This window comes from Amycolatopsis xylanica, assembly GCF_900107045.1.
Taxonomy (GTDB): Bacteria; Actinomycetota; Actinomycetes; order Mycobacteriales; family Pseudonocardiaceae; genus Amycolatopsis; species Amycolatopsis xylanica.
On the sequence record NZ_FNON01000001.1, the window covers coordinates 1,738,120 to 1,745,265 of the forward strand.

At 69.1% G+C, this 7,146-nt stretch carries 8 protein-coding genes; 7 read left to right on the forward strand and 1 reads right to left on the reverse strand.

Features of this window, described 5'->3' with window-relative positions:
* Positions 1–138: 138 nt before the first annotated feature.
* The 7 genes from BLV57_RS07590 (at position 139) to BLV57_RS07620 (ending at position 6,346) form a co-directional block, all read left to right on the forward strand.
* On the forward strand, positions 139–1,587 hold the full coding sequence (locus BLV57_RS07590) for an amidohydrolase family protein (protein WP_143047003.1): 1,449 nt from the start codon (positions 139–141) through the stop codon (positions 1,585–1,587).
* Positions 1,587–2,537, forward strand: a complete 951-nt coding sequence (locus tag BLV57_RS07595; protein ID WP_091287770.1) for a dipeptidase — start codon at positions 1,587–1,589, stop codon at positions 2,535–2,537. The genes BLV57_RS07590 and BLV57_RS07595 overlap by 1 nt, the downstream gene beginning before the upstream one ends.
* On the forward strand, positions 2,534–3,784 hold the full coding sequence (locus BLV57_RS07600; protein ID WP_245757195.1) for an NAD(P)/FAD-dependent oxidoreductase: 1,251 nt from the start codon (positions 2,534–2,536) through the stop codon (positions 3,782–3,784). The genes BLV57_RS07595 and BLV57_RS07600 overlap by 4 nt, the downstream gene beginning before the upstream one ends.
* Positions 3,781–4,146, forward strand: coding sequence for a RidA family protein (locus BLV57_RS07605; protein WP_091287772.1), 366 nt, complete (start codon positions 3,781–3,783; stop codon positions 4,144–4,146). The genes BLV57_RS07600 and BLV57_RS07605 overlap by 4 nt, the downstream gene beginning before the upstream one ends.
* A gap of 70 nt (positions 4,147–4,216) precedes the next feature.
* Entirely contained in the window at positions 4,217–5,422 is a 1,206-nt protein-coding gene (locus BLV57_RS07610; protein ID WP_091287773.1) for a PucR family transcriptional regulator, read from the forward strand.
* A gap of 262 nt (positions 5,423–5,684) precedes the next feature.
* Positions 5,685–5,945, forward strand: a complete 261-nt coding sequence (locus BLV57_RS07615) for a hypothetical protein (protein WP_091287774.1) — start codon at positions 5,685–5,687, stop codon at positions 5,943–5,945.
* Positions 5,946–5,977: 32 nt separating this feature from the next.
* On the forward strand, positions 5,978–6,346 hold the full coding sequence (locus BLV57_RS07620; RefSeq protein ID WP_091287775.1) for an ACT domain-containing protein: 369 nt from the start codon (positions 5,978–5,980) through the stop codon (positions 6,344–6,346).
* A 98-nt stretch (positions 6,347–6,444) separates the two neighbouring features.
* Here BLV57_RS07620 and BLV57_RS07625 read toward each other — a convergent pair.
* Positions 6,445–7,146, reverse strand: a 702-nt coding sequence (locus BLV57_RS07625) for an integrase core domain-containing protein (protein ID WP_143047004.1), incomplete at its 5' end; no start/stop codon positions are given.

Here is a 7,146-nt window from a genome sequence, read left to right on the forward strand (position 1 = left end):
CGTCATACGTCTCACGAAGACGGCGCCGCGTGCGACAGTTGTCGATCCACACTCCGCGCCCTCGCGACTTCTGTCCATACCTGGGTGCCGCATAGGGCCCTAGCGTGAGGTGACGTGCTGGAGAACGAAAGGACGACGATGTCACTCCTCCTGCTGGCTGGCGCGACCGTCATCGACGGTGTTTCCGACAAAGGCATCGACGGTCGTGCGATCCTGATCGAGAACGGCCGCATCGCGGCGATCGACCGCCTGGACGAACTGTCCGTCCCTGCGGGAACCGAAACCGTCGACTTCAGCGGGAAATTCGTCATACCCGGGCTGATGAACGCCAATGTGCATTTGCTCGTGAACGTTCTTTTCGAGACGCTCGTCCGGTATGAGGGACGCTACGAGGACCTGATCGTCGAGGCCGCTCAGGTCGCGCTGAAGAACGGGCTGACGACGGTCTTCGACACCTGGGGGCCGCGACGTCCGCTGATGTCGGCCCGCGACCGCATCGACCGGGGCTCGGCGCCCGGCAGCCGTATTCGCTGCGCGGGCAACATCGTCGGATTCGACGGCCCGTTTTCCGACGACTTCGACAGGCGGATCCCCGGTGTCGGGAGCTCGTACTTCGTCGACCGGGTGAACGCGACCTGGGTGGAGAATGTCGGGCGGCATCTGATGTGGCTGACGCCCGAGGCGGTCGGCGAGGAGGTCCGTGCGTATATCGAACGAGGCGTGGATTTCGTCAAGTACGCGTCGAACGAGCATGGTGGTGCGTCCGCCGGCGCCTTTCTCCAGTTTTCTGAGCGCACCCAGCGCGTCATCGTCGAAGAAGCCCATCGCGCCGGGTTGACCGCGCAGTCCCACACCGGGACGGTCGAAGGTCTGCGGATCGCGATCGAGGCGGGCTGCGACCTCGTGCAGCACTGCAACATGACCGGCCCCACCGAGATTCCGCGCGAGACACTCGAGCTCTTCGCCGAGAAGAACTGCGGCGCCGTCGTCTTCCCGCTGACCGACAACGGGATCAAGATCCTGAAAGAGTCCATTTCGGACTTCGAGTGGACGCTGTGGAAGGCCTCGGACGCCAACGCCCGCAATCTCGTCGGGTCGGGGGCGTCGATCCTGCTCGCCAACGATGGCGGGATTTTCGCTCCGGAGGTCCGGAACGAGCCGATGATCAAGGGAACCTGGAACGGCCTGCCCGAGGACGAGGGGCTGGGCCGCCTGGCGACCGGTCACTTCGTCTGGCTCAGGGCGATGGAGGAAATGGGCATGTCGCCGATGGCGTTGCTGCACGCCGCGACCCTCAACATCGCGAAGGCTTATCAGGTCGATGCCGACCTCGGGACGCTCGAGGCAGGCAAGATCGCCGACCTGGTCGTCCTCGACGAGGACCCGCTGCGCAGCGCCAAGAACTATCAGAGCATTCACGCCGTCATCAAAGACGGCTCGGTGGTGGACCTCGACGCGCTGCCAGAACAACCGCTGCTCACAGCGGACCTTCCTCCTTCGCTGGAGGAAGAAGTCCACTACAAGAAAGCCATCCATCACGGCGCGCGTCTGCCGGGCTGTCCCTCTTGCGTGAACGGAAACCTCTGATGCTGACCTGGGAGCAGCACTGCTGCCTTCCGCTCGACCCGGACGCCGACGTCGACGCGCTGTGGCGGTACGCCGAGTCGGGGGCGTCGTTCGTGTCGGTGAACGTCGGCTACGCGCCGCACGGCATCGCGGACACGATCCGGGTGTTGTCGGGGTTCCGGCGGCAGCTGCTCGCGCGGCCCGACCGCTACGTCCTGGCCAGCACGGCCGGGGACGTACGCGAAGCCAAGGCAACCGGACGGCTCGCTGTCGCCTTCGACCTGGAGGACACCAATCCGCTCGGTGGGCGCGCCGACCTGGTGCGGACCTATTACGACCTGGGTGTGCGCACCATGCTGTTGACCTACAACCAGCGCAACGCCGCGGGCTCGGGCTGCCACGACGAGTCCGACGGCGGCCTGACGGAGTTCGGCCGGGAGGTGGTGGCCGAGATGAACCGGGTGGGGATGGTGGTCGATACCGCACACTGCTCGTACCGGACGTCGATGGACGTCTTCGCGGCGTCGGCGGCACCGGTGGTGGTGTCCCACACGGCGGCGCGTGCGGTGCACGATCACGAGCGCAACGTCGGGGACGACCAGATGCTCGCGTGCGCGGCGACCGGTGGCGTCGTCGGGATCAACGGGGTGGGGATGTTCCTGGGAGACAACGACGCGAGCACCGAGGCACTCGTCCGCCACATCGACCACGCCGTGGACGTGGCCGGCTGGGAACACGTGGGCCTCGGGCTGGATTTCTGTTTCGCCGAGGCCGACCTCAACGCCGAGCTGACCGCGAATCCCGGCCTGTTCCCGCCGAGCTACTCACAGTGGGGACGGCTGGAGTTCATCGAGCCGGAGCGCCTGCCCGCCATCACCGCGGCCCTGCTGGACCGCGGCCACGCCCGGGAGGCCGTCGCGGGGATCATGGGCGGGAACTTCCTGCGGGTGGCGGAGAAGGTGTGGCGGTGACCCGGAGGCCACCTCGGCGCGTCGTGGTCGTGGGCGCCGGGGTCGTCGGGCTCTCGTGTGCGTGGTTCCTGCAGGAGAACGGCGCGCAGGTCACCGTGCTGGATCGGTCGGGAGTCGGGGCGGGCGCGTCGTGGGGCAACGCCGGCTACCTCGTGCCTGCCATGGTGGCGCCGCTGCCGGAGCCGGCACTGCTGCGAGCGGGCGCTCGAAGCCTGCTCACTCCGGGTTCGCCGGTCTCGGTGAGCGGGCGGCTGTCGGCGGCGACGGTGGCGTTCCTGATGGGGTTCACCCGGAACGCGACAGCGTCTCGGTGGCGCCGGGGGATGGCCGCGCTCGCGCCACTGGCGGTGCGGAGCCTCGGCGCCTTCGACGAACTGGCCGACGGCGGTGTCGCGACCGAGGTCCACAAGCGGACCTTGCGGATCGGCTTCACCGCTCGCCAGGACACCGCGGGGCTCGAACACGAGCTCGCCGCCGCCCGCGCTGCCGGGCAGGAGGTGTCCTACCGGATCTCCGCGGGGTACGAGGCTCCGTTCTCCGGCCGGGTCGCACAGGTCCTGCATTTGGAGGGGCAGCGCTTCCTCGCGCCCGGCCTGTTCCTCGACGCGCTCACCGGGTCGGTACGCGAGCGGGGTGGCGAGATCATCGAGGGCGCCCACGTACGGTCGATCGGGTTCGGGCCGGGTGGGCTGCAAGTAGACACTTTCGCCGGACCGCCGCACCTGGCCGACGCCGTCGTGCTCGCGACGGGTGCGTGGTTGCCGGAGCTGGGGCGCCGGCTGGGTGTGCGGGTGCCAGTACAGGCCGGGAGCGGCTACTCCTGCAGCATCCGGCTCGCCGAACCGCTCGCGGGCCCGGTCTACCTGCCCGGTGCCCGGGTGACGCTCACCCCGTACGGGGACCGGGTGCGGGTGGCGGGCACGATGGAGATCGCCGACCGTGACGCGCCCTTCGACGGCCGCCGTCTGGACTCCGTCCTGCGCTCGATCCGGCTGCTGATCGACGGCGCCGACTGGGATGACGTCCGGGAACCGTGGGTCGGGCCCCGGCCGCTGACGCCCGACGGCCTGCCGGTGATCGGCGCGACGACGGTCGCAGGCGTCCATGCCGCGGGTGGTCACGGGATGTGGGGTATGACGCTGGGACCGGTCACCGGAAAGCTGCTGGCCGGGCAGATCATGACCGGAACCGGCGCGCCCGAGCTGGCGCCGTTCGCCCCCTTGCGCCGCGCCAGGAGGCTTGGATGAGTCACGACGCGATCACCCCGCCGCCCGCGCCGGCTTTCCGCAGGCACGGCGATCTCCTGCTGTTGTCGGGCCAGGTCGGTGTCGACGAGCTCTGGCGACCGGCTACGGGGGCGTTCCCGGACGAGGTTCGCGCGGCCTTCGCGAACGTCCGGCGGGTACTGGCCGAGGCGGGTGCGCTGCCGGACCAGATCCTCAAAGTCACCGCCTACCTGGCTGACCTTGGGGACTTCGACGTCTACAACGACGTCTGGACCGAGGAGTTCCCCGGCCGGCGTCCCGCCCGCACGACGATCGGCGCGCGGCTGGTTCCACCCTTTCGCGTCGAGCTCGACGTCGTCGCTTGGCTCGACGGCACTCGCTGACCGGCTAGATTCACTGGCGATGCGGTGAACGAGGGAAGGCCCGGCGAGCGATGCGTCCGAACGCGGTTCCGTGAGCGAAGACCTGCAGCGGGTGGTGGACACACTGGCGCGGCGGCTGGGCCGGGCGGTCGCGGTCGACGACGTCCATTTCCGGCTGCTCGCCTACAGCGCGCAGGCCGGTCCGATCGACGACATGCGAGCGCGGGTGGTCCTGAACCGGGAAGCCCCGCCGGAGGGGGTCGCGTGGTTACGGCGGTTTCGGCTTCCCCGCGCTGACGGTCCGGTACGCCTTCCAGCTTCCGCGGAGCTCGGCCTGCTGCCGCGCGTCGCGATCCCGATCCGGCTCCAGGGCGTTCAGTTCGGTTACCTGTGGCTCATCGACGCCGACGAGCCGGTGGACGACGCCGGACTCGCTCTCGCCGATGCGGCAGCGGGCGAAGCCGCCGAGGTGCTGTTTCGCGAGCGGGCGCTGGGTGAACTGCACGACGCCCGCGTCGGGGAGCTCTTGCGGGACCTGCTGTCGGAGGACCACCAGGCTCGAGCACTCGCGGCCGACGGGCTCGTGGAATCGGGCCTCTTCTCGACGCGCGGTGGCGTCGTCGCCATCGTCGTCTCGCCGTTGCCGGTGGCAGGCCACGAGGTCGACGAGGGTGACCGCCTGGCACTCGGCGCGGCTCTGCGTGCGGCGGCGGTCACCTTGCCGGTCCGCGAGAGCATGCTCCTGGTTCGTCCCGGCCACGGCTTGCTCGTCGTGCAGCGGGGCGCGATCGAGCGGGTCCCCCGGTTCGTGGACGAGTTGTGCTCGTCGGCGGTGCGACGGCTGGGCCGCCCGGAGCGCTGGCGGGCTGTGGTCACCGGGGTGGGCCGTCCGGCGGCGCGGCTGGCCGACGCCGCGACGTCGTACCGGCAGGCTCTCGACGCGATCCGGGTCGCCGACGTCATCCCCGGGTTCCGGCCCGTCGCCCGCCACGACGCGCTGGGCATCTACGCGTTGCTGGCCGCTCAGCCGCGTGAGCAACTCCGCGACATGGGTGTCGCGGAGACGATCGCCGCGCTGCTCGACGCCGATCGCGCGCTGCTCGTCACCGCGGAAACCTTCCTCGACCGCGCGGGCGACTCCCGCGCGGCGGCCGAGTGTCTCGGTGTCCACCGGGCGACGATCTACCACCGGCTCCATCGCATCGAGGAGCTCACCGGCTTCGACCTCAGCGACGGGGAACGCCGCCTGGTCCTGCATCTCGGCATCAAGGCCGCGCGGCTCCTCGGTGACATTTGACGCTACTGGCGACCTTGGGAGCCGGGTGCCAGTGGCATTTCCACACCGACACCAGTCCGTCCAATCATCACGAGCAGGCAGCAACTCTGACCTGGCCAACACGTACTGGACTTCGCACGCACCATTTCGGTTCGCCCCCTACTCACCGCTCGGCGCGTCGAACATCGGCTCATGCCGCGCTTCGCGCGCTGTCATGCCGCTGAGAGGCCGACGGTGTCCTGGCGCTGGCTCGTTGCGTGTTGCGGAGGTCTAGCATCCGGACATGGACAGGGACAGGGCCGGGGAGGACGACCTCGTCATCGACTTCTCACCGCCCTTGGTCGCGGTGCTACTGGCCGCGGAGCGATCGAAGGGCAGTCCTCTTACGGAGGAAGAGGTCCTCGACATCCGTGACAGGGCAACCTGCATCCGCTTGCCGAGGTCGGTGGCAAAAGCGACGGCGGAACAGCGCGGATACCCCGACCTCGACGCGGAGCAGTGCTGGGAGCAGTGGCGGGCCGCGCGAACCGAGCTGGCGGACTGACCGTCGCTCGATCGGCGTGCGAGGATGCGCTGATGTCGGTCGCTGATCATCAAACCTTGCGGGTGCTGGAGGGCCGATACGTCCTGGAGCGGGCGGTGTCGGATGTCGGGGTCGCCGCTGACGGCGAGGTGCTCGCGGCGGTGCGCGGGCCGGACGGCGGGGCTCGCATGCGACGCCGGGACGAGGCCGAGGATGCTTGGGTGGCGCTGTGGAATGGCGACGAGGCGCACCCGCCGGACGCGACCGGGATGCTGGCCGCGATCGTGGCGCCGCTCGCGGCAGGCAAGGTGCCTGTCTGGGTCGCGGCCAGCTTCGACGGCGACCTTGTGCTGATCCCCGTTGATCGGGCGGACGAGGCGTGCGAGCTGCTGCGCCGGGCAGGCCACCGGGTGGTCGGCTGACGACTCCGGCTCGCGGGCGGCCAACGTCGAAGGGTCGTGAGTGATGCGGCCGGTTCTAACCGGCTGTCCTGTTTCAGGACCTCACAGACAGATGTGTGTCAGGACTTTCCGGACAGTTTCTGGCTGGTCAGTGGTTGATAGCGTACTGATCTGTCGAGGGTGAGCTGGCGGACGACCGTGTCGCCGATCATGATGGCGACGCGGTCGCCTTGCCAGTAGACGGTGGCTGTGTGCTGTTTCCAGGCGCGTCCCAGGACGATGGAGCAGCCGGAGAAGGCGATCACGCCGGTGGCGGAGACGGGCCGCGTGGTGGTCCCACTGGGGGCGCTGCGGCCGCCGGTGGGGATGGCTTTGCCGCGGTCGTTGTAGCGTTGGCGGGGTGTCTGGCCGCCGAGGCTTTGGTGGCGTCGGTTGTTGTAGATGTCACGGTAGTCGTCGAGAAGTTGTTGCAGTGCAACGAGATTCTCGGCGGCTGGTCGGGCGGCGAGCCATTTTTGCAGGGTTTGGTGGACGCGTTCGTTCTTGCCGCAGGTCTGTGGGTGGCGCGGTCGTGCGGCGATGCTGGTGATGCCGCGTGCGGCGAGGTGGCGTTCGAGTTCGACCATCTGCCCGCGGAGTTTGCCGGAGAACGCCAGGCCGTTGTCGGACAGTATTTTCACGGGCAGGCCGTAGCCGTCGAACGCCTGCTGCAGTGCGGTCCAGGTGTCGGCGCCGTTCTCGCTGGACGCGGCATAGGTGCCGACGTCGAGGCGGGAGTGGTCGTCGAGGATCTGGATGATGCACACCTTGGTGCCGTCGGC